This is a genomic window from Streptomyces sp. NPDC002671 (genome assembly GCF_053592475.1).
In genome coordinates this window covers 229,354-254,081 of sequence record NZ_JBSFVU010000010.1, presented here as the reverse complement: position 1 = coordinate 254,081, position 24,728 = coordinate 229,354, and the positions used below count along the sequence as shown (strand labels likewise).

Sequence of the window (24,728 nt, the reverse complement as noted above, 5' to 3'; positions counted from 1 at the left end):
CAGGACGGAGGGCTGCAGAGGGGCTGCTGAGGGGCTTCCTGCTGGGTCACGCGCCGGGGCGGGCCACCGGGATCTGCTGGGTGATGCAGTGGACACCGCCGCCGCCGTACGCGATCACCGGAGCCCGCACGCCGACGACCTTGCGGTCGGGATAAGCGGCGGCGATCACCTCGAGGGCGGCCGTGTCCTGGGGGGCTCCGGCGACCGGGACGACGACTCCGCCGTTGGCGACGTAGTAGTTCAGGTACGAGACCTCGACTCGGTCGCCCGCGACCTCGGCGAAGGCGGTCTGGGGGACGTCGACGATCTCCAGGGCACGCCCCCGGGCGTCGGTCGAGACCTCCAGGACGGCGCGGTTGGCGCGCATCCGGGCGTGATCGGGGTGCTCGGGGTCCTCGGGCAGGCAGACGACGACCTTGCCGGGGGCGGCGAAGGCACAGACACCGTCGACGTGGCCGTCGGTCTCGGTGTCGAGCAGTCCGCCGTACGGGAGCCAGATCACCTTCTCGACGCCGAGCTGCCCCTTCAGCTCGGCCTCGATCTGTTCCCGGGTCAGGTCCGGGTTGCGATTGGGGTGGAGGAGGCACTGCTCGGTCGTGATGAGGGTGCCCTCGCCGTCGACGGTGATCGCCCCACCCTCCAGGATCATGTCGGAGGCGATGCGGTCGACGCCGAGGTGCTCCAGGAGCAGGGCGCTGATCCGGTCGTCGGAGTCGTACGGATGGTGCTTGCGGCCCCAGGCGTTGAAGCGGAAGTCGACGCCGGCCCGACGCCCGTCGCCGTCGAGGACGAACAGCGGCGCGGAGTCGCGGAACCAGGAGTCGTCGAGGGGCAGCTCCACGACGGTGACGTCATCGCCGCAGTGGGCGCGGGCGTCGTCGCCGAAGCCGGGCGGGGCGACCATGGTGACGGGCTCGAAGCGGGCGATGGCGCGAGCGACGTCGGCGTATTCCCGCTGCACGGCGTCGAGGACGCCGTCCCACAGGTCTACGCGGGTCGGCCAGGCCATCAGGCAGCCCTCGTGCTCGGACCACTCGGCGGGCATACGGAAAGCGGACATCGGGGTCTCTTCTCGATCGATGGGAAGGGATCATGGCCTTGACTGAATTTTCAGTCAAGACCTTGGGCGCGAGATGCCCAGGAGGATCAGAGAAACAGGAGGCTCAGAGAAAGTAGAGGCGACTCAGGGAGACCTCCTGCGCCGGCTCGGAACGCACAGGCGCCCCGTCGAGCGTCACGAGGCCGGTGTGGCCGTCGACCTGGACGTCCCCGATGCGCGAGTTGAGCAGCAGGTCGGCCGGGCCGATGCCGCGGGTGCCGCGCACGGCGACCCGGCGACGGCGGGTGGCCATAGCGTCGTACGGGCGGCCGAAGGAACCGGACTCGGCCGCGGCCCGGCTGACGAAGGCCACGGAGAGGTCTGCCGGGGTGGCACCGTGGGCGCCGAACAGGGGGCCGAGGACCAGGGGTTCACAGGTGTCGGTGGCCGCGTTGGGGTCACCGGTCACCCCATAGGCGGGGAAGCCGTTCTTGATGACCATCTGCGGCTTGGCTCCGAAGAACGGCGGGCGCCACAGCACGATGTCGGCCATCTTCCCGACCTCGATCGAACCGATCTCGTGCGCGAGGCCGTGGGCGATCGCCGGGTTGATGGTGAGCTTGGCCATGTAGCGCAGGACGCGCGCGTTGTCGTCGCCCTCACCGTCGCCCTCCAGCGGGCCCAGCTCGGCCTTCATCTTCGCGGCCATGGCGAACGTACGCCGGACGGTCTCCCCCGCACGTCCCATGCCCTGCGCGTCGGAGGAGGTGATGCCGATCGCACCGAGGTCGTGCAGCACGTCCTCCGCGCCCATCGTCCCGGCCCTGATCCGGTCACGCGCCAGGGCGGCGTCGCCCGGCAGGTCGGTCTTGAGTGCGTGGACGGAGACGATCATCCCGTAGTGCTCGGCGACCGCGTCCCGGCCGAACGGCAGGGTCGGATTGGTGGAGGAGCCGATGACGTTCGGCACGCCCGCCATCTTCAGGACGTTGGGTACGTGTCCGCCGCCGCAGCCCTCGATGTGGAAGGCATGGATGGTGCGCCCTTCCAGAACGCTCAGGGTGTCCTCGACCGACAGACACTCGTTCAACCCATCACTGTGCAGGGCCACTTGGACGTCGTGCTCCTCGGCCACCCGCAGCGCCGTGTCCAACGCCCGCGTGTGGGCGCCCATGTCCTCGTGGACCTTGAAACCGGACGCGCCGCCCTCGACGAGGGCCTCCACCAACGGGGCCGGGTCCGAGGACGAACCCCGGGCGAGGAAGCCGATGTTGACCGGCCAGGCGTCGAAGGCGTTGAAGGCGTGCCTGAGCACCCAGGGCGAGTTCACGCCCACACCCCAACTCGGGCCCGCCTCCTGGCCGATGACCGTGGTGACGCCGCTGGCGAGCGAGGCCTCCATGATGCGGGGCGACAGCAGGTGGACGTGGGTGTCGACGGCTCCGGCGGTGGCGATCAGCCCCTCCCCCGGGATCATCGTCGTCCCCGTGCCGACCACGACGTCGACGCCGTCGAGGGTGTCGGGATTGCCGGCCCGGCCGATGGCGTGGATCCGGCCCTCGCGGATACCGATCGACACCTTGCGGATGCCCAGCACCGCGTCGATCACCAGCACGTTGGTGATCACCACGTCACAGGTCGCGCGGACGGCGGCGGCTTTCAGATGCAGCCCGTCGCGGGCGGTCTTGCCGAAGCCGGCGAGGAACTCGTCGCCGGGCTTCTGGGAGTCGGACTCCACGCGGACGACGAGCCCGGAGTCACCGAGTCTGATCCGGTCACCGGCCCGCGGGCCATGCACCGCGGCGTACTCGTGCGGGTCGATGTGACGGCTGCGCCCGGGAGCACAGTGGTCGCCGTGCCGGTTCGGCCTGCTCATGCCCGTACCCCTTCCGAAGTCTCCTGGGCCGGCTCAGCACCGAGATAGCCGCAGGCAGCGGCCCGTGCCAGGGCCCGGGCCCTGGCACCGGGGGCGTCGAGAGGTCCGTCGACCAGGCCCCCGAAGCCGATGGCGACGCGTGAACCGCCGAGCGGGACCAGACCCACGTCGACGGCCTGGCCCGCGTCGAAACGGGTCGACGAGCCGGCCGGAGCCGCCAGCCGCATGCCGTAGGCGGCGGCGCGGTCGAAGGCGAGGCGCGGGTTGGCCTCGAAGAAGTGGAAGTGGGAGGTCACGCTCACCGGGACCGTCGCCGTGTTGCGCACGGTGAGCGTCACGAGCGGCTCGGGCACGGCAGGGTCGTCCGGGCCGGGCAGTACGGCTCCGGGGGCGCCGTCGTTCCGGTCCAGGAGCCCGAACGGCTCGGCGACGACGGCGAGCCGCGAGCCGTCGTCGAAGACGGCCTCGACCTGGATCTCGGTGACGACGTCGACGACGCCGGGCAGCACATCGTCCGGGCCCAGGGCCGTGCGCCCCCGCTCGATCGCCTCGGCCAGGCGCAAGCCGTCGCGGGCGGCCTCGCAGACGGTGTCCGCGATGAGCGCGGTCGCCTCGGGGACATTGAGCCGCAGGCCGCGCGCGTGGCGGGCCCGGGCGAGTTCGGCGGCGGTGAAGAGCAGCAGGCGGTCCCGCTCGGTGGGAGTCAGCGGCATGCCGGCCTCGCGTACGTGACGTACATGGGTGTTTCCTTCCTCCCCTGCGAGCACGGCGGGGAGAGGGCGAGGGATTCGGGGCTTTCGCGGGTGCGGCTCGACATCGGGTGCGAGCGGGCCGGCGAAGCCCTGCGATCACCTCACTGTGACACTGACTGAAATTTCAGTCAATAGATCGGGCACACCCAGGGACGGCTGAACGCCCACAGGGCAACGGACCGCGGGAGCCTACGACTGGCGCAGCCGGGCCAGCTCCACCTCGATGGCCTCCGCCATGAGAGTGCGCGCGTGGTCGATCGCGAGGCCACCGCTCAGCCAGCGCATGCTCAGGCCCTCGAGCAGAGCGGTGAGCCGTTCGGCGGCCGAGGCGAGCCGGGCCGCCGGCGCCATGGGGTGGACCTGCCCCAGGAGCGCGGCCACCTCCTGCACCCACACCAGGGTCGCCCGGGCGAGGTCCTCGCGCAGGACGGGGTCGAAGACGGCGCTCGCCCTCAGCTCGCCCCAGGCCGTGCTGTTCTCCCGCACCTCGGGGGTGTCCTGGAGCTCCAGGAGCAGGACCTGGTCGAGTTCCTCGCGGGGGCTCAGCGGTTCCGCGTCGGGGTCCCGCTCTGTGGTGTACCGCTCCGCGCGGTCGTTGATGAACTCCAGCGTGTGGCGCAGGATTCCGGTGCGGTCCTTGAAGTGGTAGTAGATCAGGCCGGTGGAAACCCCGGCCTCCTCGGCCAGTTCCTCCACGCGGAGCCCGCGGACCCCGCGCCGGGCGATGACCCGGGCAGCCGCTTCCAGGATCTGAGTACTGCGAGACGCCATGCCACGAACCCTATCCGGACCGCCGGGCGGGGCGATCGCCACGGCGTCCCCGGCCGGAGAGCCACCAGGCTCCCGCTCGGCTCACCTGTTCCTCCGGTACTGGCTCAGCACCACCGTGACCGGTCCGCCGTCGGGAGCCGTCTCGACCACACGCGCCACGACGAGCCGCCCGCCGTCGGCACTGCGCACGCAGAACGGCCGCTCGTCGGCCAGCTCGTCGAACGGCAGGCTCGTCACCGGCTCCGTGTCGACGCCTCGCTCGCAGTCGGCGGGACTGAGCACGTATCCCGAGGCGACGAAGGCGTCGGAGTCCTCGGGCAGCACGAACCCGCCTTTGTCGCGAGCGAGATACCACGTGGCCGTATCGGCGGGCGCCACCTTCCCGGCATCCAGGTCGAACTCGTAGCCGTCGTCGGGGGCGGTCAGTTCGACGTCCTCGTAGCGCGGCGTGTACGTGACACCCGATTCCGCTCCGCGCCGTCCGGGATCGTCCAGCCAGTACACGGCTCCGGCCGCGGCCACGAGCGCGGCGAGGACGGCGGCGGCTCCTGCCGTCACAGCCGTACGGCCGCGCCGGTTCCTGCGGCGGTCCCGCCGCGCGGGCGGACCGCCGTGCGCACCGGCGCCCCGGGCGCCCCGCTCCGTGGGCAGCGCGACGGACGGGGCGGACGCCTGTGTGGGCCGGTGGTGCAGGGACGGACCGTCGAGGAGCGTGGGCCCGGGGGCGGACGGGCCCGATGCCCGACGCATGACCTCCCGCCCGACCGCCCCGGGCAGCCAGCCCTCGCCGAACTCGGGCGAAGAACCTACGGCGGGGTGCGCGCGCACGGTGGCGATGAGCTCGGCCGGGGTTGGTCGCCGCTCGGGCGTCTTGGCCAGACAGTGCCCGAGGAGTTCGCGCAGCTCCTCCGGCACGCGGGAGAGGTCGGCCGGCTCGTGGACGGCACGGTAGAGGACGGTGGACTCGGGGCCCGCCCCGAAGGGCAGGACACCTCCGGCCACGTAGGCGGCGAGAGCGCCGAGCGCGAAGACGTCGGTGGCGGGCGTCACGGCGTGCCCGAGGGCCTGCTCCGGCGCCATGTACGCGGCGGTGCCGATCCGCAGGCCGGTGCCGGTGAGCCCGGTGGCGTCGGCCGCCCGCGCGATGCCGAAGTCGATGACGCGGGGGCCGTCCTCGGCGACGAGCACGTTGGCGGGCTTGAGGTCGCGGTGGACCACACCCGCCGCGTGGATGACCTGGAGGGCCTCCGCGATCCCGGCGACGAGCAGGAGCACGGTGCGTGTGGGCAGGGGGCCGTACCGCTCGACGACCTGCTGGAGCGAAGGACCCGGTACGTAGGCAGTGGCGAGCCAGGGGACGGCGGCGTCGACGCCGGCGTCCACCACCTGCGCGGTGAACAGGCCGTGGATGCGGCGCGCGCTCGCGACCTCCTGGGCGAACCGCCGGCGGAACTCCGGGTCGGCGGCGAAGTCCTCGCGGACCACCTTCAGGGCGATGGGCCGGCCGCCCGGAGTACGGGCGAGGTAGACGACACCCATCCCGCCGGAGCCGAGCCGGGCGTGGACTCGGTAGCCGCCGATCTCGCGGGGATCGTCGGGTGACAGCGGCGGGTGGACCGGCTGAACCCGGGGCGGCTGGGTGGTGGACATGGGCGGCTCTTTCGGCGGTACGGATCGGCGGGTCGAACAGCCGGAGCGAGGGACGACTGTGCCGACGGGCGCACGGCACGCCCTACGCCCGATCGTGCATGCTGACTAAAGTTTCAGTCAACATCGACCCGATGAATGAGAACCGGGCGAAGGAGGACAGGGGTGAAGGACCGGAAGAAGGCGATCCTCGAAGCGGCTGCCCGGGTGATCGCACGCCGCGGGGTGCGCGGGCTGCGACTGGAGGAGCTGGCCGCCGAGGCGCGGGTCTCCAAAGCGCTCGTCTACTACCACTTCGGCGACCGCTCGGGCCTGCTGCGCCACACACTGAGGTTCATCGGCGACCGGGCGGAGCGGTACGCCCGCGGCCGGCCACCCGGCCCACAGGGACCCGGGAGTCCGCTGCGCGAGCTCGAACGCAGGCTGCTGCTCGAACTCCAGGACACCCCGGAGGTGCGCGAGAACAGCACGGCATGGTGCGAGCTGCGGGCCAGCGCCGTCTTCGAACCGGAGCTGCGGGAGGAGCTGGCACGGGCGGGCCTCGAATGGGCCGGGGAGATCGCGGAACTCCTGGGCCAGGTCGCCCCCACCACCCCTGACAAGGCCCTCGTCGCCGCGGCCGAGCGGCTCATCGTCCTCCTGGAAGGCCTGAGCATCCGGTGGCTCATCGGAGTGCTGCCGGTCGACCACGCCTGCGAGCTGATGCGGGGCGCGATCGCGGCGGAGGTCGAGAGGTTTGACTGAAAATTCAGTCAGTGTCACAGTGACATCCACGGCCACCCCGCTCACGCCTCCGCCGCATTGCGTCACCGCGATCCGCCCACCGCCGCCGGATAGCCTCGCCGGCCCACGATCGGAGCACACCGTGTCTCACCTTCTCTCCTCCCGCCGCACCGCCCTGCGCGCCTTCGCCGGAATCGGCGGCGCGCTCGCCCTCGGCGCCACCGCCTGCGGTCCCGAGGAGTCCGTGAGCGGCGGCACGAACACCTCTTCCGCCCGCACCCCGGCGTCGGACGGCGACCGCCGCTTCGGCGCCGAGTGGGAGAGCCACACCCGTACGTTCATGTGCTGGCCCGCCCTCGCCTCCGTCTGGAAGGACGACCTGCCCTACGTACGGAAGGACATCGCCCGCATCGCACGAGCCGTCGGGGAGTACGAGGCGGTCGTGATGCTGGCCCGCCCCGACCAGCAGGCGGCGGCCCAGCGGGCGTGCGGATCGCAGGTCGAGGTCATCCCGCTCGCCGTCGACGACCTGTGGGCCCGCGACACCGTCCCCGTCTTCGTCGAGGAGGGCGGTGAGGTCGTCGGCGTCGACTTCAACTTCAACGGGTGGGGCAACAAGCAGGAGCACGCCAACGACGCCCAGGTGGGCCGCAAGCTGCTCGGCAAGTACGGCATCCCCCGCGAACAGGCGCCGCTCGTCGCCGAGGGCGGCTCCTTCGAGACCGACGGCGAGGGCACCCTCCTCATCACCGAGAGCTCGATCGTCAACGACAACCGCAACCGCGGAAAGAGCCGCGACCGGATCGAGGACGAGCTCATCGAGACCCTCGGTGTGGAGAAGGTGATCTGGCTGGCGGGTGTCCGCGGCGAGGACATCACCGACGCGCACGTGGACAGCCTCGTACGGTTCACCGCGCCGGGCGTGGTCCTCCTCGACCAGGCGTTCCCCGGCACTCCCCCGGACTCCTGGTCCCGTTCGTCCGACCAGGCCCGTTCGGTGCTCAGCAAGACGACCGACGCGCGGGGCCGGCGCTTCGAGATCATCGACCTGCCGCAGCCCGACCTCGACAGGATCACCGGCGCGGGCGACGACTTCGTGTCCACCTACGCCAACTTCTACATCGCCAACGACGCCGTCTTCCTGCCCAGGTTCGGCGACCGGAAGGCGGACGCCCGCGCGAAGGCCATCCTTCAGGAACACTTCCCCAAGCGGGACATCGTCCAGGTGCAGATCGACACCATCGCCTCCGGCGGCGGTGGAATCCACTGCTCCACCCACGACCAGCCCGGCAAGCCCGCCGCCTGACCGTGTCCAGGCAGCCGGATCCACCGCAGACCCTCATGCCGCAGACCCTCATGCCGCGGACGCCGTGCCGTCGGTCACGGGCCGACATGAACGTAGGGCCCCCAGCCCACGACCGCCTGCGGGCTGTCCCCCCGCACCGCCCGCAGCGCGGCATGCAGGGCGCCCGCCGGGTCAAGGACGTCCTGGCGCGACAGGTTCTCGTACACGCGGCCGGCGAAGCTCGATGCCTCAGCGTCGCCGATGGACCACAGCGTGCCGACGACATGCCGGAAGCCGGCGAGTTGAACGGCGGCGGCGAAGCTGATCGCCTCGTCCGCCAGGACGATACCGCCACGGGACGTCTCGCAGGCGGACAGGAACGCGAGTTCCGCGTGCGGCAGCCGGAGGTTCGCGATGTCCCACAGCATCAGGGGGCCGTCATACAGCATGAGCGCGCCGCGCGACGGCTCGGCGAGGTCCTGCGAGCCGTGGCACGCGAAATGCGCCCAGGAACAGCGGGGGAGCGCGTCCACGACCGTCTGCGTGGTCGCGGCGGGCCCGGCGAGGAGTTGGGCGTCCGGGTACCGCTGGTGCAGGTCCCGGGCCTCTTCCTCGGCGGCGGGGAGGTCCGGCAAGTCCGGAGTGAACGGCAGGGACACGATGAGGCGGCGGGTGTCTTCTCCAGCCGGCGGCCCGGGGCGCTCACGGGTGTGGAGCAGGACGCGCAGAGTCGGGGTGTAGGAAGAGATGACCCGGTCCAGAACCGTGTCCGTGCCACCGCCGTCAGGGCGGCGGCTCTCTGCGGCGTGCAGCGGAAAAAGCGTGAAGAGCCCGGTCGGGCACCACCACAGGCGCGGCCACTCGCCGCCGGGGCTGACCGGCTCGTGGCAGCCCAGCGCATCCAGCACGGGCTTGACGACCGCCTTCCACAGCCAGTCCAGGCTGTTCACGACCGCTTTGCGCGCCTCCAGCGGCGACGCCTCGTTGCCGAGGGCATGCAGGAAGATGGCCGCCTGATCGGCCAGTTGCCGGACATCCATGGCGAGCGGCACCACTCGCACGCCGGCCCTGGTCAGGACGAGAGCCGAGCAGCCGAACTCACTCGCGGTGAGCAGCACCACCGGGCCGCGCGCGGCGGCGGCCCGCAGCGTCGCGAAGGACGGCGGCCGCAGAAACCGGTCGAGCCCCGGCAGCGCGCGGATCTCGGTCAGCAGCTCATCCCGCTGCCGGGCGAGGGCCGCCCGTCGCAGATGCGCCCGCCGGCGCTCGCCCGTTTCCTCGGCGATGGCGCCCGACGGGCCGTCGGACAGCCGCTCCAGTTCGTCGAGGACCTGGCCGAGCCGGTCGGCGAGTTCCGGCGCCTGGGCGCGCAGCGCCCGATGGCTGGTGCGGGTCTCCAGGGCCTGGGCGAGCAGGATGCCGCGGCCCTGTTCGACGAGTTCCACGGCGCGTTCCGCCTGCCCGGCGCGCACCGCGCAGGCTGCCGCGTCTGTGACGAGGCTCGGAAACTTCGCGATCAGGCGTTCCCGGTCAGGACGCTCCAGACCGCGCCAGGCGGTCAGCTCCAACTGCTCCAGGGCAAGGGCGTAGGACGTGGTCGCGCCGGCGAAGTCCAGGGCATCGGCGGCGACATGCCCCGCGCTGGCTGCCGCCAGCGCACGGGCCTGAGCCGACGCGGTGGGGATGGCGGATGCTTCGCGCAGCACGGCGACGGCCTGAACCTGGTCGGCCGGGTTGCCCTCGGCGTTGAACCGGTTTTGCAGCGCGAGCCCCAGCTCGGTCAGGATCCCGGTGCGATCGGGATGGTCGTCGGAGAGCAGCGTGGCGGCCACGCGGAGCGCCGTCACCGCCTCGGTCAGGGCGCCAGGCACCGCGAAGTGGTCGGCCTGGGCACTCAGGGCTTTGGCGAGACCTCTGAGCAGGCCCGGCCGCAGATAGCCGGAGGCCGCACCGGCCTGGACGGCCGACCGGCTCGCGTCGACGGCATCGGCCAGGTCGCGCGGATCCTTCTTCTCAGTGAACCGTGCCAGCAACACGTCGGCCAGGGAGCGCAGGCAACCCGGCCGGTCGGGATGGCCGTCGGGGACGAGAGGCAGGACGCCGCGCAACAGCTCGACGGCCTGGTCGTACTGGTCGTCCTGGTCGTCTGCCATGACGACCCGCCCGGCATGCCCTGCGAGCGCGCCCGCCAGATTCACCAGCCGGCTCGGCGCGTCGGGATGGTCGCGCGGGGTGATGCGCACCGCCTCGAACTGCGCTTCGAGCGCCTCCGCAGCCGCGTCGGCCAGGCCGGTGTGCCCGTACAGCAGGTTCAGGGCCGTACTGAGGTTGGTCAGCAGGGCGGCGCGGTGTTCGTAGTCTTCGGGGGCTCCGTAGGCCGCCTCGCGCAGCGCGTTGACGGCGAGATCGAGCATGTCGAGCTCCCCGGTGCGCTGGAACATCCGGATCGCGATGTGCCCGAAGCCGGAGCACGCCTTCAGACGGCACGGATCGTCCTCGGGGATCACCTCTGCCCCTCTCACGGTGACGAGGTAGGCCCGGTCCAGATCCTTCTCGTCACCCGTGTACTCGTAGCGGCGGGTGAAGACGTTCCCGAGCGTGACGAGGGCCTCCGCCCACACCACGTCCTGCCTCGGGTTGGCGCGCACCGCGAGCAGGCAATACTCGATCGCGTCGTCCAGCAGCCGCCGATCGCCGTTCGCCTCAGCCTCCTTGAGCAGGTTGACGCCCAGGGCGGTGTACCCCGCGAGCGTGCTCTCGGACGGCGTGTCGCCCACCTCGTCGCCGTGCTCCCGGAAGGAGTCCAGCACGCTCTCGGGCACCTGGTGCGGGGCCGCCAGACACACCAGCTGATAGAGGAAGACGGCCCGCTTCACGTCCTCCCGTGAGCCGTCGTCCTCGAAGCGGTGGAAGTGGAAAGCGGCCAGCAGCAGGGCGACGTTGAACGCCCGCGCGGACGCCGCCCCGGTGAACGGCTCGAACCAGTCGATCGCGTAGAGCCGGTGGGCCAGCTCTTCCGCCTCCGGCTCCCGTAACACCGCCGGATCGCCACTGGTTTCGAACGCGTCGAGGCACTCCTCCATGGCGAAAGCCAGGTCCTGGATGTTCACGACGCCCCCCAAGCGGCCACCTGAAATGGCACTGAAGTCATGACTCGTCCGTATGAGTGATGAGACTATGCCGTGGAGGGACGGGTGGGGGGAGGAACGGGTGGATACCGCCGCTGGGGACGCTGCCGAGCTGACGAAGTTCTGCGCCGAGCTGCCGGAGCTGCGCGAGCAGGCCAGGCAGGACGGGTGGTCCGTCGAACTGGAGCGGATGCTCGCGGAGTTGCGGAGCGGTACGCGGCCGGTGACGTCCGTGCTGGTAGCGGTCCGTGAGCGTCTGGGCATGCCGACGCGACCGCGCGGGTACGTCCCGGTCCCGGGCCTGGAACCCGCACCGCCGCCGCCCGGCTCCTACGCCTGCCCCGGCAGGCGGTGCACGCGGGCCGAAGACCGCAGGCCCGGCGAACCCCTGCCCGAGTGCGCCGTTTTCGAAGAGCCGTTGTCGTTCGGATGAACGCCTTCCTCTCCGGGCTGGGCACGAAGCTCGCCGAACGCTGGGTGAGCCTGCTGGTCCTGCCCGGCGCGCTGTTCACCGCGCTCGCCGCGGTGGCGTCCGCGCTCGGACACCGCCATGCCCTCGACGGGCGGCGGCTGAGCCACACCGCCGAACACTTCGCCATCCGCTACGACCACCGTCCCGTATCGGCCGCGCTGCTGGCCGCGGCGGCCGTGGCAGCCGCGGCGGCGGTCGGACTGCTGGCGCGCGGCCTCGGCACCGTGGTCGAGAAGATCTGGGTGATGGCCGGTCCGGCGTGGCTGGCCGGCCCTCTCGTCGGGTGGCGCCGTGACCGCTGGACGCGTGCGCACGACGCCGCCGAGCACGCCTCGGCGAAGGAACGGGCTGCCCGCGTCGCGATCCGCAATGTGGTCGCGCTCACCGAGCCGGCCCGCCCGACGTGGATCGGTGACCGGCTGCGGAGCGTAGGAGTGCGCGTCCAAAGTCAGTACGGGCTCGACTTCCCGTTCGCCTGGCCCCGGTTGTGGCTGCTCCTGCCGGAAACCTGCCGCAACGACGTGATCGCCGCACGGGAGGCGATGACCGGCACGGCCACACAGAGCGGCTGGGGCGTGCTCTACCTGTGTCTGGGCACCCTGTGGTGGCCGGCGGCCCTGGCCGGCGTCGTCCTGCTGCTGCTCGGCTGGCGGCGGGGGCGATACGCCGCGGGCAACCTGGCGGACCTCACGGAATCGGCCGTCGACCTGTACGCCACCGAGCTGGCCCGGTCCCTCGGCGACGAGCCTCCCTCCGGCGTGGTCACGCCGGCGCAGGGCAGAAGGCTCAGCGAGCGATTCCGTAAAGGCGCCTGAGCGAAGACATAGGCCCCGGTACACCGAGCGAGAGCGCCCTCAGTCCAGGCGCCCCTCACTCCAAGGCTCCCCGGATCCGGCCCAGTATCTCCCGCAGAATGTCCTGCGACGTCGCGAAGTTGAGCCGTACGAAGCCCTCGCCGCCCGGTCCGAACGCGCGGCCGTCGTTGAGCAGGACCCGGGCCTTGTCCAGGAAGAAGGTGTGCGGGTCGGCATCCAGCTCCAGATCGCGGCAGTCCAGCCAGGCGAGGAACGTGGCCTGCGGGACCCGGTAGCGCACACCGGGCGGCAGTTCCTCGCGCACGAGTTCGGCGTTGCGCGCCAGGACCGGCCTCAGCTGCGACAGCCAGCCCTCCCCTTCCCGCCAGGCGGCCAGGGTGGCCGCGACGCCGAAGGTGTTCGGCTCGCCGTACAGGTGGCCCGGGTTCGCCAGCGCCTCGCGCACCTCGGCCGCGCCGACATGGGCGATGGAGCAGCGCACCCCCGGCACGTTGAACGCCTTCGTGGCCGAGGTCAGGGTCACCGTGCGTGCGGCCACCTCGGCCGAGAGCGAGGCGAACGGGATGTGCCGGTGGGGGGCGTGGACGAGTTCGGAGTGGATCTCGTCCGCGATGACCAGCAGGTCGTGGCGGAGCGCGAGCCCCGCCAGCGCCTCCAGCTCTTCGCGGCGCAGCGCACGTCCCGTCGGATTGTGCGGGTTGACCAGCAGCAGCACCCGGGCGGGCCGCTCCCGCAGTTCCCGGTCCAGGCGGTCGGCGTCGAACGTCCAGCTGTCGTCGTCCGGCGTGTACGGCACCGCGTGGAGGCGCCGCCCCATGCTCGCGATCGTCTCCAGGAACGGCGGGTAGGTGGGCGTGTGCACCACGACGCCGTCCCCCGGCCGCGTGGCGACGGACAGCACGGCCTGGAGGCCCTGGTTGATGTCGGTGAACTCCCTTACGTGAGAAGGATCGAGGACCCAGCCGTGGCGTTCTCGCATGCGGTCGGCGAACACGGCCCGCAGGGGGGTTCCCACCGCCCCTCCGTCCCAGGAGGGATAGCCGAGGTCGTTGTCCACGCACCGCAGCAAGGCCTCACGCACGCTCGGGGCGGGCGGGAAGTCCATCTCCGCGATCCACGCCGGAAGCACGTCCGGCTCGACTCGGCTCCACTTGACTCCGGGGCGCCGGGACAACGCGCGGACGTCGAGGTCGTCGAACATGGATGCCTCTCTCCTGTCGTCTCTCCTGTCATCAATGGCTTCTCATACCTACCCGTCATTCCGGGTTGACGGGAGGGGCGATCCGCAGGCGGATGTCGGACCGCGGCCTTCACCGTCCGGGCGGGCGTGCCGGCGATGCAGACCGGGTGCCGGCACCGAGACCCGGGCGCAGGCGTTCCAGCAGGGCGTACAGAGTCGCGCTCTCGTCCGCGTCGAGCGTGTCCAGCGCGCCGTGGGTCGCCTGCATCTCTTCCCGGACGCGGCGGATGAGCTCCCGGCCGCGGTCCGTCGCCACGACGTTCTTGACCCGGCGGTCCACGGGGTCGGGCTCGCGGCGCACCAGCTCGCGGGCCTCCAGGCGGTCCACGATCCCGGTGACGTTCGACGCGTCGCACACCAGCAGGGTGGCCAGGGCGCGCATCGGCAGCGGGCCGTCGAGCTGGGCGAGGACCTTCGCCTGCGTGGGCGTCAGGCCGTGGTGGGCCGCGGCGGCGGCGAAGTCACGCCACTGGGCCGTACCGATGGCGGCGAGCAGCTCGAGCAGCCGGAGCTTGGCGGGGGTCTCGGGGGCCGTGGTGCTCATGGCTCGAGCGTACAAGATGCTTCATGGCCTCAATTGTTTGTTTGACCATCTTAAGTATCTCGTCTACTGTCGCCGGAGTACTTGATGACATGAAACATCTACGTCCTGAAGCACTGAGAAGGTTTCTCCTTTCATGAGCCAGCCCACCCCTCCGCCCGCCGACGGCCGCAGGCGTGAGACGGTCATCGTCTTCGCGCTGAGCCTCGCCGCGATGGTCGTGTCGATGATGCAGACCCTGCCGGTCCCGATCCTCGGCCTCATCCGCGCCGACCTCGGCACCTCGACCGCCAACGTGAGCTGGGTGACCACCGCCACGCTGCTCTCCGCCGCCGTCTTCACCCCGCTGCTCGGCCGCTTCGGTGACCAGCACGGCAAGAAGCCCACCCTCGTGGGCGTGCTCGGCGTCATGGTCGTCGGCTCCGTCATCGCCGCCCTCGCGCACTCGCTCCCGCTGCTGATCCTGGGCCGTGTCCTGGAGGGCTCCGCCACGGCGATCTTCCCGCTCGCCCTGTCCGTCCTGCGCGAGGAGGTCCGCCCGGAGAAGCTGCCCGGCGCCATGTCGCTCGTCAGCGGCACCCTCGCCTTCGGCAGCGGCCTCGCGCTCGTCGCCACCGGCCTGCTCACCTCCGGCCACGACGCCGACTACCGCAGCGCCTTCTGGATGGCGACCGGCCTGGCCGCGCTCGCCCTGCTCGCCGTGGTCTTCCTGGTCCCCGCGACCCGCCACAAGACCGGCGGCCGTACCGACTTCCTCGGTGCGCTGACCCTCGGCATCACCCTCCTGCTGCTCCTGCTGCCGATCTCGCAGGGCCACGAGTGGGGCTGGACCTCCGCCCGCACGCTCGGCTGCTTCGCGGGCGCGGCGGTCATGACGGCCGTCTGGGTCCTCACCGAGCTGAAGGTCCGCGAACCCCTCGTCGACATGCGGATGTTCATCCATCGGCCGGTGCTCATGGCCAACCTGGCCGGCATCCTCGTCGGCTTCGGCATGTTCGCGAACTTCCTCGGCATCTCCTATCTCGTCCAGATGCCCAAGGCCCTCACCGGCTACGGCTTCGACGCGTCCATCCTGCGCGCCTCCGTGCAGTTCCTGCTGCCCGGCGCGATCGTCTCGCTGCTCGCCTCCCCCATCGGCGGCCAGCTGGTCCGCCACCGCGGCCCGCGCACGGCCCTGGCCCTGGCCGCCGCGCTCGGCGCCGTGGGCTTCGGCTGGCTCGCGCTCGACCACGGCCACACCGCCTCGGTGATCGGCGCCGGCCTCGTCGTCGGCGCGGCCGTCAGCTTCGGCTACGCCGCCATGCCCGCCATCATCATGGCGAGCGTCCCGCACCACCAGAGCGGCATCGCCAACGGCATCAACTCCATCTCCCGCTCCACCGGCAGCGCCATCGGCAGCGCCATCGTCACCACGATCCTGGCTTCGAAGACCATCGAGCACCTGCCTGCCGGCGTCCCCGCACTGCCCGCGGAATCCGGGTTCACCCTCACCTTCTGGATCGGAGCCGCCGCCTTCGCCCTCTGCGCGGTGATCAGCGGCTTCGGCCTGCGCGGCGGGCACGGTCCGCGTACGGCGACGGTGACGGCCGCCGCCCCGGCCCCCGCCACCGAGAAGGCGACCGAACCGGCCGCCTGACGCAGGTGAGAACACGGTCACCGTGCCCGAGGAGACGGGCACGGTGGCCGTCGTATTCCCGGCCCGGGACCGGGCGAGGGCCGGAAGAGGACGGAAGCGGACGGAAGAGGTCGGAAGAGGTCGGACATGGTGGCGGACACAGGCAGGACCGGCTCGGCCGCCTCGGCCTCGCTCAGCGCGCGGGCACGCGAGGAGGTCCTCCAGCGCATCGTCGACCGGCGGTACGCGCAGGGCGCCCGCCTCGTCGAGCGGGAGGTCGCCGAGGAGCTGAGCATGTCCCGCGTACCGGTGCGCGAGGCGCTGGTCGCCGAAGGGCTGCTCGAACTGCTCCCGCACAGCGGCGTACGCGTACGACGCCTGGAGCGCACCGACGTGGAGCATCTGTACGAGGTGTGGGAGCCCCTGGCCGTCCAGGCCTCGCGGCTCGCGGCGCGGGCCGCTGCGGCGGGCGACCCCGAGGGGCTCGCCGCGCTGGAGGCGACGCTGCGCCAGGCCGAGTCGGCGGCAGCGGCGGACGAGGGTACGCGCGAGGTGGCCGCGCACACGGCGTTCCACGAAGGCGTCGTCACCATGGCGGGCAACCCGCTGCTCGCGCGCGCGATGGAGCAGCTGAGCCGGCAGCTGCGGCTGCTGTTCGGACTGCGCGCGGAGCCCGCCCACATGCGGGCCCAGCATGCCGAGATGTACCGGCACATCGCCGCCGGCGACGCGGAGGCCTCGACGAGGAGCTCGACCTCGTCTTCGGCATCGCGGACCGCCACGGCATCGGCGTGGACATCCACCTGCACGACCGTGGCGAGACGGGCGTCAAGGCCCTGCGCGGCATCATCGACCGCGAACTCGGCGCCATCGCCGCCGACTTGGGAGAGCTGGACATCGCCCTGACCACGGTGGTGCCGTCCGACTCCCTGGTGCTGCCGATCGCCCGGCTGCGCGAGCACCATGTGCGGGTGGGGCTCGGCTCCGACGGTGTGCGTGACTCCTGGAGCCCGTTCGGCAACGCGGACATGATGCATCGCGCGCATCTGCTCGGGTGGGTGACGGACGTACGGCTCGACGAGGAGCTGACGGACTGCTACCGCGTCGCCGCCCACGGGGGCGCGGACGTCATGGGCCTCCCGCACGCCGACTTCGGGGCCGGTTCGCCGGCCGACTTCGTCCTCGTGCGGGGCGAGTGCCTGCCCCAGGTCGTCGTGGACATGCGGCAAAGGGACATGGTGGTGCACGGCGGAGTCGTCGTGGCCCGGAACGGAGAATTCCTCGACTGACCTCTGGATTTCGCTATCCGCCAAGCCGCTGACCCCGGCCGTCAGGCCTCCGCGCGCAACCGGTCCAGTTCGCCGCCGATCGCGGCTCGCAGCTCATCGTGGTCCGGGCCGAGCCGGAACCGCTCGTCGCTCCACCGGTCGCGCGGGTAGAGCCACACCGGCAGGCCCACCAGGTCGGCCGGCTCCCACTCGTACCGCGGCCAGACGTGAGCGTGCAGCACCGGTTCCGTGTTCCCGAGGATCTCCAGGTTGACCCGCCGGAATCCCGGGTCCAGCCTCCGGCAGACCCGCTCGACCGCTTCGCCGAGCCGGTCCATGTCGGCGAGAAACGCCGCCCGCTTGGCCTTCGGCAGATCGGACAGGCGTTCCACACCGGGTTCGTCCACGAGGAGAACCGAGTATCCCGGCAGGAACTGAACGTCCCCGATCGCCGCGAACCCCGAGTCGAGCCGCCGCAGCACGGTCGGGTTCTCACCGCGGAGCGCGGCCCCGATCCGGTCCTTCCGCCAGTCGTCAGTCATGATCCAAATCTACGGCGTTCGCGACGCGACCGTCGAGCCCCGATCAGCAGGGGCAGGAAGAAGAGGAGCACCACCACCGCGACCAGCGGCAGCAGATAGTCGTCGATGCTCGGCACCGACGCACCGAGCGTGTAACCGGCCAGCACCAGGCTCTGCGTCCACAGCAGGCCGCCCACGGTCTGCCAGACGGCGAAGGTGCGCAGAGGTACCCCGAGGACACCGGCCACCGGGTGCAGGACGGTCCGCAGCAGCGGCACGAAGCGGCCGATCACCAGGGCCTTGCCATAGCCGTAGCGGGCCAGCAGCTCCTCCGCGCGCGCCGCCGCCTCCTTCACGCGCCGGCTGGAGGTGCGCGCCAGCAGGGCCCGCCCGCCGTGCCGGCCGAGCAGGAAGCCCACCTGTCCGCCGGCCACCGCGCCGACGGCCGCGCACAGCAGCACCTGCCACAGCTCCAGCCGCGGCGCCCGGTGCGCGCTCCCCGCGCACAGCACACCGGCCGGGAAGAGCAGGGCGTCGCCGGGCAGGAAGAAGCCGACGACCAGGAGGCCCGACTCGGCGAAGATCACGGCCAGGACCCCCAGGGCCCCGAAGGCGGCCAGCACCGAGGCGCTGTTCGTCGGGTCGACGGCGATCACCGGCCGTGCCTCCTGGCCTCGTCGTAGGACTGCTCGCTCCCCAGCATCGCCCGCCGGCCGCGAAACCGCCCGCCAACAGGCCCCCGAGCCCTCGGCGCTACGCTGAGCGCGCCCCGGACCCCCTCGATGATCGGACTGCCTCATGGACCTCGTCTTCACCGGCCGAGTGATCGAATGGCGGGGCCCGGCGCCGTATTACTTCGTGCCTGTGCCGGAGGCGGAGTGCGACGACATCCGCCAGGTCGCCGCGGCGGCCAGCTACGGCTGGGGCGTGATCCCCGTCGAGGCCAGGATCGGCCGGACCGCCTTCACGACCTCGTTGTTCCCCAAGGACGGCAGCTATCTGCTGCCGCTCAAGAGCGCCGTGCGAGGGCCGCAGGGCCTGTCGGCGGGTGACGACGTCACGGTGGACATGACCGTCCGGTTCTAAATCGGGCGAAGCGGTCGCGCGAGCCGATGCGTCTGCTGCACAATCTGCCTACGCATCGTCAATTGACGCCTACTGCGGGCAGTTGGCACTTGGCGCACCAATCGGGGGACGCACCATGGAACTCTCGCTGACGGTTGCCGGCGACGGCAGCCCGGACGAGCTCACCTCGCTCCACCGCTGGCTGATCCAGGACCCGGACGTGACCCACCACGCCACCCTCGAGCTGGGCGAGCGCGTCACCGACGGGCCCACCGGGGAGATGAGCGGCGCGCTGGAGGTGCTGAACATCGTGCTCGGCGACGCGGTGGCGCTGGGCAATCTGCTGGTCGCCATCGGCACCTGGCGGGACACCCGGCGGCGCGCCCCCGAGGTGCGCATCCAGCGCGCCGGAACCACGGTGACGGTGACCGTCAGCGGCGACGATCCCGAGACGGCACGGGCCCTGCTCGCGGCCCTGAGCGACGCGCCCGAGGGGCCGGACGCCTCGGGTCGTCCATGAGCACGCCCACGCTCGCCGATCCGCAGCAGTCGTACGCCCTGCTCGTCGGCGTCCACCGGTACAGCTCCCTGGAGTCCCTGCCCGCCGTCGAGAAGAACCTGACCGGGCTCGCCGACCTGCTGTGCGCGCCCGATGTGTGGGGACTGCCGCCGAGCCACTGCCTGACCGTGCCGCAGCCGGACAACCCCAACCGGGTCCTGGACATGCTCACGAACGTGGCCCGGCGGGCCACCGACACGCTGCTCGTCTACTACGCCGGTCACGGCCTGCTCGATCCGCAGGACAACGACCTGCACCTCTCCCTGGTCGGCTCCGACAGCTACCGCGTCCAGTCCACCTCGCTTCCCTTCGCCTGGGTGCGCCGGGAGATCCTGGAACCGGAGGTGCGGGCCCGGCACAAGGTCGTCATCCTCGACTGCTGCTGGAGCGGGCGGGCGATGGAGGGCTGGATGAGCGGGGGCCAGTCGGTCGCGGAGCAACTGGCCGACCACTCCCGTATCGACGGTGCCTGCCTGCTGACCTCGGTCGCCGAGACGAAGAAGGCGAAGGCCGAGCCCGGGGAGGACTTCACCGCGTTCACCGGCGAGTTGATCACTCTCCTCAGGGACGGCATCGAGGAAGGGCCCGCGCTCCTCGACCTCGAAACCGTTTACGCGCACACCTACAAGCAGCTCCGGGCCAAGAACCGGCCTCTTCCCCGGATCCGCAGCCTCAACATGGGCGGCAAAGTGGCCCTGGCCCGCAATCGCGGGTACGCCCCGCCTCCGCCGCCGCCTCCGCCACCGCCCGCACCGGAACCCGCCCCCGCCCAGGCCCCCTTACCAGAGCCGGCCGCGACCCCTGCCCCCGTACCGGAACCCGTCCCGGCCCAGGCCCCCGAATCGCCGTCCGCGCCCGCCCCTTCGTCGTCCCCGCGCGCGCTTCCGCGCCCCCGCAGCGAGGACCTGCTCACCGAACCGGCACCCGCGGAGCCGGAACCGGTCGTGGACGAGCAGCAGTCCGCCCCGGTGCGCATCGGTCTCTGGGGCGCTCCCGCCAGCGGCAAGACCACCCTGCTCGCCGCGTTGGCGCACGTCGTAGGTGACACGCAGGCGGAGTACGGGACATGGCGGATCAGCGGCACGGACCGCGTCTCCGAGCAGTTCCTGGTGCGGCACAAGACCGGACTGATGAACGACGGTCAGTTCCCGTCCGCCACCGAGGCGGTCGGCGAACCCCTGCGGTTCCGGTTCACCGGCGGCGAGAGCCGCCCGCTGAACCCGACCGTCGACTTCGTCGTGGAGGTGCAGGACGTCCCCGGCGAGTTCTTCCACGACCGGAGCGTGGCCCCGGACAACCCGGTCGTCGCCCGCCTCGCCGAGTCCGACGCGCTGGTCTACCTCTTCGACCCCATAGACGCGGCGTCGCACGCGAGCGCCGACTACCTCTTCGGACTCATCCAGCGCCTGACCACCCATCTGGAGGAGACGGGCCGGGCCACCGGCCGGTATCTCCCGCAGTGCCTGGCGGTCTGCGTGACCAAGTTCGACTCGCCCCAGGTGTTCCTGGCCGCCCGCGCGGCACGCTGGGGCACGCAGGGTAACGACCGGTACCGCTTCCCGCGCGTGAAGGACGAACACGCCCGGGACTTCCTGCACTGGGCCGCCCGTCACTTCGCCGGCAACGCCGGCCGCCGCATGTGCGACCTGATCGAGAACCACTTCGACCCCGCGCGCACCCGGTACTTCGTCACCTCCGCCATCGGCTTCCACGTCGGCCCCGACGGGGTGTTCCGCTCCTCCGACTTCGTCAACACCGACGCCCTGGGGGGAATCCGCAGCGGCATCCGCCCGGTGAACGTGCTGGAGCCCTTCATCGCCCTGCAGCGCATGGTGCCCCAGTACCACCCGGCCGAGGCCGGCGCGGCCCCGGGCGACGGACCGGCGGGGGGCACATGACCACTGTCCACGCGGAATGGGCGCTCCACGGCAAACTCCCCGAGCGGCGGCACGACTACCACATCCTCGGCTCCAGCCGGGACCGTGCCGAGGACGCCCGGTTCGACCGCCTGATCCGCGAGGCGACGCCGGGCACCCCGCAGGGTGGCGGTGCCGACGCGGCCGACGCGCTGCCCTGGGTGACGTTCGACGTGTCCGGCGGCGCGGACGAGGGGCACTGGACGGGCATCGCCGTCAAGGAGTGGTCCCCGGAACTGGACGAGGTCGGCAGGCGCATCACCACCACCCGCTACTTCACCTTCCCCTTCCTGGAGGCCGCCGGCCCAGCCGTCAGCTACCGGGGCCTGTACGACCAGGTGGCCCCCATCGGGCTCCCGCTGCCCTCGGCCGACGCCGTCCCGCTGGACCTTCCCGCCCTCGACCCCCATGCCCTGGCCGACCGCATGACCGCCGACCCGCGCGGCTTCGACTGGTACGCCGCCGTCGCCGCCCTGCTGCTCGACGGCCCGGTCGCGCTCATCGGCGCGGGGGCGCTGCCGCTGGCCGAGCGCATCGACTGCCTCGACGCGATCGTGGCGCTGCTGCCGTACGGGGCGCGGGCCAGCCTCAGGGCCAGCACCTGGGCGGACAACCTCGCCGATCACGACGTACGGCTCTTCTTCGGCGAGTGGGTCGGCAAGTCGCACCAGCACCACGTGCTCTGGTCCGACCGGCCCGAGCCCGGCCGTGGCACCCTCGGGGACGTCTATCTGTCCGCGCTGCGCGACGCGCACCGACGGCACGGCGAACCGGGCCCGTTGCTCGCACAACTCGCCCGGGAGACCGGTCCGTTGGAGCTGAACGACGAGCGGAACCTGCTCGCCGCGGTGGACGTGCTCGCCGCGCCGGAGCACCGGAGGGCCGCGCGCGAGGCGCTGCTCACCCATGCGAAGGCCGCCTCCCCGGAGCAGCTCGCGCGCCGCTGGACCGAGGCCAGGGAGGCCGTCGTCGCCGGTGCCGGTGCCGAACTGGCCTCGGGCAGCGCCCAGTTGGCGCGCAGCTACCTGGAGGTCGCCCAGCGGCTGCGGCAGGCGGACTCCTATGTCGACGACGTCCTCAGACACTGCCCCCCGGACCGCGCCCCGGGCACGCAGGCAGCCCTGCTGACCGCGCTGCGCCCGCCCGCGCCCGGCGCCTGCCCGGAACTCCACCGCACCGTGGTGACCCGCCCCGCCGTCGTCCACCAGGTGCTGCGTCAGCAACTCCCCCATCCCCGGGCACCGTTGGAGCACTGGCTCGCCTGGCTCTGCACCTCCGGACGGGCTCCGGCCCCCGACTGGCTGAAGGCGTTCGGGGCGCTGCTGCCCGAGCGGGCGGGCCCCGTCCCGCCCTCCTGGCTGGACGACGTGCAACGGCACTGCGGGGCCGAGGCGTTGCCCACGCTGCTGCGCACCGCCGGCCGCACCGGCACGATCGACCTGGTCCTGTACGGCGCCTGGCGGCCCCTGCTGCTCCTGACGACCGCCCGGCCCGGCTCCGCACATGCCGCGCTCCGCGACACCGTCGGCGGGCTCGCCCCTGCGGACCCGGCCAACCGCGCCGGACTCGACGTCCTGTCCCCGCTGCTCGGCGTCGCCCCCGTCTGGGCCGCGCGGACGAGTCCCGACCGGGAGGGCGCCCGCTACTGGGCCGGCTTCCTGAACCTGTGGGACCGGCCAGAACTGTTCGAGCACCGCGATCAGGTCGGACTCGCCCTGATCGCCGCCGTCCCCCGCAACCACTGGCTGCTGCGGCGCCTGCGCCATCTCGACCCCGAGCTGGCGCGGGCCGTCGCGACGCGGCGCCGCCCCGGATTCCCCTCGGGCTGGCTGCGCGGCCTCACCGAACTGAGGGCCCGGCGCGCCGCCCAGGACCGCCGCCGTCCCTGGCAGCCCGATCCGCACGACACCGAAGGTCACCGCCCATGAGACCGATCAGGGCCGCCCTGCTGTCCTTCCTGGCCGCCCTCCTCTCCCTGCTGGCCGTCCTGTCGCTCCCGGCGCCGCCGGCACACGCCCGGGACCAGCCGCTGACCCCGGCACAGTTCTACAAGGCGGTCGGCGTCACCGGGATCCGTACGCGGTACGTCGTCCTGCTCGACACCGGGGCGCTCGACGGCTCCCGGCTCACCGAAACCCGGGACCAGCTCGGCACCCTGCTGGACGCGGTCGCGAAGCCCGACGACATCACCGTGATCGTCTTCGACCACCGGGTCCGCCGTACGATCAGCCCGCTGGGCCGGGCGGACCTGGGCTCGCTGGCGATGCCCGGGCCCGGGGACGACAGGATCGACCTCGCCGCCGCGCTGGACGCGGCGCTGACCAGCCTGGAGGACGACCGTCCCGCGCGCACCGCGCTCGCCGTCCTCGGGTACGGGGACCCCGGCGGCGAGGAGCCGTCGGCGGAACTGCGCCGCCGGGCCGGGGAGCTGGCCGCGCACACCGCCCTCACCGTGCACGCGTATCCGCTGGCGGCCGGCGCCGACACCCGCGCACGGCAGTCGGGATTCCTGGAGAGCGCCTTCCCCGGGGCCGTCGCCACGGCCCCGTGGAGCCCCGCCGTCCACCCCGACCTCGCCCAACTGGCCGACGACGTGCTGCGGTACGCGGCGCTGGCCGCCCTCGCCCCGGACCGTGCGGGCCGGGTCGTCGCGAGCTGGCCGCGGCGGGCGCCCCGGCTGTCCCCCTGGGACGAGAAGGCCGAGGTCACCCTCACGCTGCGGTCGACGCTGCGCCGGGTTCCCGTGCACCTCTCGGGCGTGGCCTTCACGGTCACGGACGCGCCGGTCCCGATCAAGGCCAAGGCGGACACGACGGAGCTGGACCTGAAACCCGGGGCCACCGCGCACGTCACCGTCGAACTCAGCTGGAAGGCCGACAAGTACCGGCTGGGCAGGGCGTCCGTGCGGCTGAGCGGACAGCTCTCGGTGCACGCCAGGACGGGCACGCCCTGGGCGCAGAACCTCGCCGCGATCGGCCTGCGCACCATCCCGCCGCGTCTGGACACGGCCTCGACCGACGTGGCCGGAACGGGCACGGTCGGCATCCCGTTCTGGCTGCTGCCCACGGCGAGCGGCGTGCTGCTGCTCCTGATCGCCGTCCCGACCGGCCTGTACCTGCGCCGCTGGCTGCACCGCAACCGTCCGCGGATGCGGGGCTGGCTGACGGCCCAGTATCCCGAGGCCGCCGACGGCGCCTGGACCGTCCGCGAGCTGGGGCCCGTTGCGCTCGCGGGCAGACGGAGCCTGATCACCTACGCCCTCGACCCCACCGGCGAGGGCTCGGTCGAGATCCGCCCGGACAGGGCCGACGACCGGGGCACGGTGGAGCGGCTGTCCATCGCCTGCCGGAAGCCCGGCAAGGACGGCCACCGGGATCGGGGCCGGTGCCCGGTGGGCGGCAGCGTCATCATCAACGGGGTGGAGTTCATCCACCACAAGAAGCAACCCTGACGGCGTGTCAGGCCAGGCGGGTCGGCCCAACTCCGCTGCCCCGC

At 72.2% G+C, this 24,728-nt stretch carries 22 protein-coding genes; 12 read left to right on the top strand and 10 right to left on the bottom strand.

Annotated features, from left to right (window positions below):
• Window positions 1-46 precede the first annotated feature (46 nt).
• From ACWD35_RS18225 to ACWD35_RS18205, 5 genes are all read right to left on the bottom strand, one after another.
• On the bottom strand, window positions 47-1,060 hold the full coding sequence (locus tag ACWD35_RS18225; protein ID WP_451352259.1) for an agmatine deiminase family protein: 1,014 nt from the start codon (window positions 1,058-1,060) through the stop codon (window positions 47-49).
• Window positions 1,061-1,163: 103 nt separating this feature from the next.
• The gene (locus ACWD35_RS18220) at window positions 1,164-2,915 is read right to left on the bottom strand and encodes an urease subunit alpha (protein WP_451352258.1); all 1,752 of its coding nucleotides are present in this window, start codon (window positions 2,913-2,915) and stop codon (window positions 1,164-1,166) included.
• On the bottom strand, window positions 2,912-3,628 hold the full coding sequence (ureA, locus tag ACWD35_RS18215) for an urease subunit gamma (RefSeq protein WP_451352257.1): 717 nt from the start codon (window positions 3,626-3,628) through the stop codon (window positions 2,912-2,914). The genes ACWD35_RS18220 and ureA overlap by 4 nt, the downstream gene beginning before the upstream one ends.
• Window positions 3,629-3,856: 228 nt before the next feature.
• Complete coding sequence (locus ACWD35_RS18210; protein ID WP_451352256.1) at window positions 3,857-4,438, bottom strand: TetR/AcrR family transcriptional regulator; 582 nt, start codon at window positions 4,436-4,438, stop codon at window positions 3,857-3,859.
• Between the two features lie 81 nt (window positions 4,439-4,519).
• On the bottom strand, window positions 4,520-6,088 hold the full coding sequence (locus ACWD35_RS18205; protein WP_451352255.1) for a serine/threonine-protein kinase: 1,569 nt from the start codon (window positions 6,086-6,088) through the stop codon (window positions 4,520-4,522).
• Window positions 6,089-6,250: 162 nt separating this feature from the next.
• Here ACWD35_RS18205 and ACWD35_RS18200 point away from each other — a divergent pair, with 162 nt between their 5' ends.
• Both ACWD35_RS18200 and ACWD35_RS18195 read left to right on the top strand, forming a co-directional pair.
• Entirely contained in the window at window positions 6,251-6,829 is a 579-nt protein-coding gene (locus tag ACWD35_RS18200; protein WP_451352254.1) for a TetR/AcrR family transcriptional regulator, read from the top strand.
• Between the two features lie 121 nt (window positions 6,830-6,950).
• Complete coding sequence (locus ACWD35_RS18195; protein WP_451352253.1) at window positions 6,951-8,114, top strand: agmatine deiminase family protein; 1,164 nt, start codon at window positions 6,951-6,953, stop codon at window positions 8,112-8,114.
• Window positions 8,115-8,188: 74 nt separating this feature from the next.
• Here ACWD35_RS18195 and ACWD35_RS18190 read toward each other — a convergent pair whose 3' ends face one another.
• The gene (locus ACWD35_RS18190; RefSeq protein WP_451352252.1) at window positions 8,189-11,215 is read right to left on the bottom strand and encodes a CHAT domain-containing protein; all 3,027 of its coding nucleotides are present in this window, start codon (window positions 11,213-11,215) and stop codon (window positions 8,189-8,191) included.
• Window positions 11,216-11,303: 88 nt separating this feature from the next.
• Here ACWD35_RS18190 and ACWD35_RS18185 point away from each other — a divergent pair, with 88 nt between their 5' ends.
• Together ACWD35_RS18185 and ACWD35_RS18180 are read left to right on the top strand one after the other, a co-directional pair.
• Window positions 11,304-11,654, top strand: coding sequence for a hypothetical protein (locus ACWD35_RS18185; protein ID WP_451352251.1), 351 nt, complete (start codon window positions 11,304-11,306; stop codon window positions 11,652-11,654).
• Window positions 11,651-12,508 (top strand): hypothetical protein, encoded by an 858-nt coding sequence (locus ACWD35_RS18180; RefSeq protein ID WP_451352250.1) that lies wholly within the window; start codon window positions 11,651-11,653, stop codon window positions 12,506-12,508. Before ACWD35_RS18185 ends, ACWD35_RS18180 begins: the two co-directional genes overlap by 4 nt.
• Before the next feature lie 55 nt (window positions 12,509-12,563).
• Here the strand turns inward: ACWD35_RS18180 and ACWD35_RS18175 are convergent, their stop codons facing one another.
• Together ACWD35_RS18175 and ACWD35_RS18170 are read right to left on the bottom strand one after the other, a co-directional pair.
• Window positions 12,564-13,709, bottom strand: coding sequence for a MalY/PatB family protein (locus ACWD35_RS18175; RefSeq protein ID WP_451352249.1), 1,146 nt, complete (start codon window positions 13,707-13,709; stop codon window positions 12,564-12,566).
• A 109-nt stretch (window positions 13,710-13,818) separates the two neighbouring features.
• Window positions 13,819-14,292, bottom strand: coding sequence for a MarR family winged helix-turn-helix transcriptional regulator (locus tag ACWD35_RS18170; protein WP_451352248.1), 474 nt, complete (start codon window positions 14,290-14,292; stop codon window positions 13,819-13,821).
• Between the two features lie 133 nt (window positions 14,293-14,425).
• Between ACWD35_RS18170 and ACWD35_RS18165 the strand changes: the two genes are divergently transcribed.
• The 3 genes from ACWD35_RS18165 to ACWD35_RS18155 all read left to right on the top strand — a co-directional run bounded on the left by ACWD35_RS18165 (window position 14,426) and on the right by ACWD35_RS18155 (window position 17,193).
• Window positions 14,426-15,925 (top strand): MFS transporter, encoded by a 1,500-nt coding sequence (locus tag ACWD35_RS18165; RefSeq protein ID WP_451352247.1) that lies wholly within the window; start codon window positions 14,426-14,428, stop codon window positions 15,923-15,925.
• A 126-nt stretch (window positions 15,926-16,051) separates the two neighbouring features.
• Window positions 16,052-16,810 carry a GntR family transcriptional regulator gene (locus ACWD35_RS18160; RefSeq protein WP_451352246.1) on the top strand — a complete coding sequence of 253 codons (759 nt, stop codon included), beginning with the start codon at window positions 16,052-16,054 and terminating at the stop codon, window positions 16,808-16,810.
• Window positions 16,786-17,193 carry an amidohydrolase family protein gene (locus ACWD35_RS18155; protein WP_451352245.1) on the top strand — a complete coding sequence of 136 codons (408 nt, stop codon included), beginning with the start codon at window positions 16,786-16,788 and terminating at the stop codon, window positions 17,191-17,193. The genes ACWD35_RS18160 and ACWD35_RS18155 overlap by 25 nt, the downstream gene beginning before the upstream one ends.
• Window positions 17,194-17,234: 41 nt before the next feature.
• Here ACWD35_RS18155 and ACWD35_RS18150 read toward each other — a convergent pair whose 3' ends face one another.
• Both ACWD35_RS18150 and ACWD35_RS18145 read right to left on the bottom strand, forming a co-directional pair.
• A complete protein-coding gene (locus tag ACWD35_RS18150; RefSeq protein ID WP_451352244.1) occupies window positions 17,235-17,714 on the bottom strand; it encodes an HIT family protein in 480 nt (159 codons plus the stop codon).
• On the bottom strand, window positions 17,711-18,349 hold the full coding sequence (locus ACWD35_RS18145; protein WP_451352243.1) for a DedA family protein: 639 nt from the start codon (window positions 18,347-18,349) through the stop codon (window positions 17,711-17,713). Before ACWD35_RS18145 ends, ACWD35_RS18150 begins: the two co-directional genes overlap by 4 nt.
• A gap of 142 nt (window positions 18,350-18,491) precedes the next feature.
• Between ACWD35_RS18145 and ACWD35_RS18140 the strand changes: the two genes are divergently transcribed.
• The 5 genes from ACWD35_RS18140 to ACWD35_RS18120 all read left to right on the top strand — a co-directional run bounded on the left by ACWD35_RS18140 (window position 18,492) and on the right by ACWD35_RS18120 (window position 24,684).
• Window positions 18,492-18,779 (top strand): DUF1905 domain-containing protein, encoded by a 288-nt coding sequence (locus tag ACWD35_RS18140; protein WP_451352242.1) that lies wholly within the window; start codon window positions 18,492-18,494, stop codon window positions 18,777-18,779.
• A 115-nt stretch (window positions 18,780-18,894) separates the two neighbouring features.
• A complete protein-coding gene (locus tag ACWD35_RS18135; protein ID WP_451352241.1) occupies window positions 18,895-19,278 on the top strand; it encodes an effector-associated constant component EACC1 in 384 nt (127 codons plus the stop codon).
• On the top strand, window positions 19,275-21,215 hold the full coding sequence (locus tag ACWD35_RS18130; protein WP_451352240.1) for a caspase, EACC1-associated type: 1,941 nt from the start codon (window positions 19,275-19,277) through the stop codon (window positions 21,213-21,215). The genes ACWD35_RS18135 and ACWD35_RS18130 overlap by 4 nt, the downstream gene beginning before the upstream one ends.
• Window positions 21,212-23,161 carry a hypothetical protein gene (locus tag ACWD35_RS18125; RefSeq protein ID WP_451352239.1) on the top strand — a complete coding sequence of 650 codons (1,950 nt, stop codon included), beginning with the start codon at window positions 21,212-21,214 and terminating at the stop codon, window positions 23,159-23,161. The genes ACWD35_RS18130 and ACWD35_RS18125 overlap by 4 nt, the downstream gene beginning before the upstream one ends.
• Window positions 23,158-24,684: a hypothetical protein gene (locus ACWD35_RS18120; RefSeq protein ID WP_451352238.1), complete on the top strand. Its 1,527-nt coding sequence runs from the start codon at window positions 23,158-23,160 to the stop codon at window positions 24,682-24,684. Before ACWD35_RS18125 ends, ACWD35_RS18120 begins: the two co-directional genes overlap by 4 nt.
• Window positions 24,685-24,728 lie beyond the last annotated feature (44 nt).

Coding starts and splice junctions, on each gene's coding strand:
- ACWD35_RS18225 (WP_451352259.1), bottom strand. CDS start 1,060: ATGTCCGCTTTCCGTATGCCCGCCGAGTGGTCCGAGCACGAGGGCTGC.
- ACWD35_RS18220 (WP_451352258.1), bottom strand. CDS start 2,915: ATGAGCAGGCCGAACCGGCACGGCGACCACTGTGCTCCCGGGCGCAGC.
- ureA (WP_451352257.1), bottom strand. CDS start 3,628: ATGCCGCTGACTCCCACCGAGCGGGACCGCCTGCTGCTCTTCACCGCC.
- ACWD35_RS18210 (WP_451352256.1), bottom strand. CDS start 4,438: ATGGCGTCTCGCAGTACTCAGATCCTGGAAGCGGCTGCCCGGGTCATC.
- ACWD35_RS18205 (WP_451352255.1), bottom strand. CDS start 6,088: ATGTCCACCACCCAGCCGCCCCGGGTTCAGCCGGTCCACCCGCCGCTG.
- ACWD35_RS18180 (WP_451352250.1), top strand. CDS start 11,651: ATGAACGCCTTCCTCTCCGGGCTGGGCACGAAGCTCGCCGAACGCTGG.
- ACWD35_RS18175 (WP_451352249.1), bottom strand. CDS start 13,709: ATGTTCGACGACCTCGACGTCCGCGCGTTGTCCCGGCGCCCCGGAGTC.
- ACWD35_RS18170 (WP_451352248.1), bottom strand. CDS start 14,292: ATGAGCACCACGGCCCCCGAGACCCCCGCCAAGCTCCGGCTGCTCGAG.
- ACWD35_RS18165 (WP_451352247.1), top strand. CDS start 14,426: ATGAGCCAGCCCACCCCTCCGCCCGCCGACGGCCGCAGGCGTGAGACG.
- ACWD35_RS18160 (WP_451352246.1), top strand. CDS start 16,052: ATGGTGGCGGACACAGGCAGGACCGGCTCGGCCGCCTCGGCCTCGCTC.
- ACWD35_RS18150 (WP_451352244.1), bottom strand. CDS start 17,714: ATGACTGACGACTGGCGGAAGGACCGGATCGGGGCCGCGCTCCGCGGT.
- ACWD35_RS18140 (WP_451352242.1), top strand. CDS start 18,492: ATGGACCTCGTCTTCACCGGCCGAGTGATCGAATGGCGGGGCCCGGCG.
- ACWD35_RS18135 (WP_451352241.1), top strand. CDS start 18,895: ATGGAACTCTCGCTGACGGTTGCCGGCGACGGCAGCCCGGACGAGCTC.
- ACWD35_RS18130 (WP_451352240.1), top strand. CDS start 19,275: ATGAGCACGCCCACGCTCGCCGATCCGCAGCAGTCGTACGCCCTGCTC.
- ACWD35_RS18125 (WP_451352239.1), top strand. CDS start 21,212: ATGACCACTGTCCACGCGGAATGGGCGCTCCACGGCAAACTCCCCGAG.
- ACWD35_RS18120 (WP_451352238.1), top strand. CDS start 23,158: ATGAGACCGATCAGGGCCGCCCTGCTGTCCTTCCTGGCCGCCCTCCTC.